This is a genomic window from uncultured Campylobacter sp. (assembly GCF_937949835.1).
In the GTDB taxonomy this organism is placed as follows: Bacteria; Campylobacterota; Campylobacteria; order Campylobacterales; family Campylobacteraceae; genus Campylobacter_B.
In genome coordinates this window covers 1-1255 of record NZ_CALEDC010000092.1, presented here as the reverse complement: position 1 = coordinate 1255, position 1255 = coordinate 1, and the positions used below count along the sequence as shown (strand labels likewise).

Below are 1255 nucleotides of genomic sequence, written 5' to 3'. Positions count from 1 at the left end.
TTGGCGCGGCTCGGAGGCTGAAATTTTTCGCGGCGCGCAGCCGCGGCGCGGAGAGCGAAACGATGAAATTTTAAACAGCGCAAGCGATCAAATTTTATGCAGCTCGGGCAGTGAAATTCTGCAAAACGCGCAGAGTGAAATTTCAAAAAGCAGCGCGGATGAAATTTTGGCTGCGTCTAAAGCTTTGCAAGGCGCGGACGATAAAATTTTAAAAAGCGACGCGGATCAAACTTCGCAAACGAGCGAAATTCCAGCGGCGCTATCTAAATTTAATCTCGCGTGCGAAGCAAAAAAAGCGCGCGTAGATACCGCGATGAATCTAAGCTTTGCTTTCGGCGGCGACAACGCCGTAACCATAATAGGACGAGTATGAGAGCCTCTAGCATCCTACCGCAGAGCGGATATATGGTCTTCGCGGATGAAATTTTAGAGATTAGCGACGGGTATGCGAGCTGCGCGTTTAGCGTTAAAGAGGACTCGCCGTTTACCGAAGACGGCGAGCTCGGCAGCTACGCGTATATGGAGATTATGGCGCAGTGCATCGGCGTGTATTCGGGCTACAGAAACGACGGCGAGGCGAGGCTTGGGTTTTTGCTGGGAGTGCGAAACCTGGATATTTCGCGCGCAAGCTTAAAATTGGGCGAGCGCGTGATTACGACGGCGAAGCAGAGCGTGGGCGACGGCGAGGGGCTATATATCTTCGATTGCGAGATCCGCTGCGGCGGCGAACATATCGCAAGCGCCACGCTAAGTGTAATGCGCGCGAGCGACGAAATGATAAAGAGTATAAATGGCTAAGAGAATTTTAATTACCGGAGCAAGCGGCGGTATCGGCGAGGCGTGCGCGTTAAATTTAGCGCAAAAGGGCTACGGCTTGGCGTTAAACGGGCGCAACGAAGCAAAGCTTAATGACGTAGCGAAACGCTGTTTGGACGCGGGCGCGGCGGAAGTTCAAATTTTAAAATTTGATGTCGCAGACTCTGCCGCAGCGCAGGAGCGGATCGAAGCAGACATAGAGGCAAACGGCGCATACTGGGGCATCGTGCTAAACGCGGGCATCACGCGGGATAACTCCTTCGTGTGGTTCGAGCGCGAGGATTGGCAAAGCGTGATAGATACGAATTTAGGCGGGTTTTATAACGTCCTAAAGCCCGCGCTGATGCCTATGATCCGCGCCAAAAAGGGCGGGCGTATCGTCGTGATGAGCTCGGTTAGCGGAATTGCCGGCAACCGCGGTCAGAGCAACTACGCAGCT

2 protein-coding genes and 1 pseudogene are annotated in these 1255 nt (G+C 53.3%); all 3 read left to right on the top strand.

Going from position 1 to position 1255, the window contains the following annotated elements:
* A pseudogene (locus Q0256_RS02055) lies at positions 1–373 on the top strand (hypothetical protein); the annotation flags it as partial.
* Positions 370–798: a hypothetical protein gene (locus Q0256_RS02050; RefSeq protein WP_297959609.1), complete on the top strand. Its 429-nt coding sequence runs from the start codon at positions 370–372 to the stop codon at positions 796–798. The pseudogene Q0256_RS02055 and the gene Q0256_RS02050, both read left to right, overlap by 4 nt.
* The coding region (locus Q0256_RS02045; RefSeq protein ID WP_297959608.1) for an SDR family NAD(P)-dependent oxidoreductase at positions 791–1255 on the top strand (465 nt) is incomplete at its 3' end. The genes Q0256_RS02050 and Q0256_RS02045, both read left to right, overlap by 8 nt.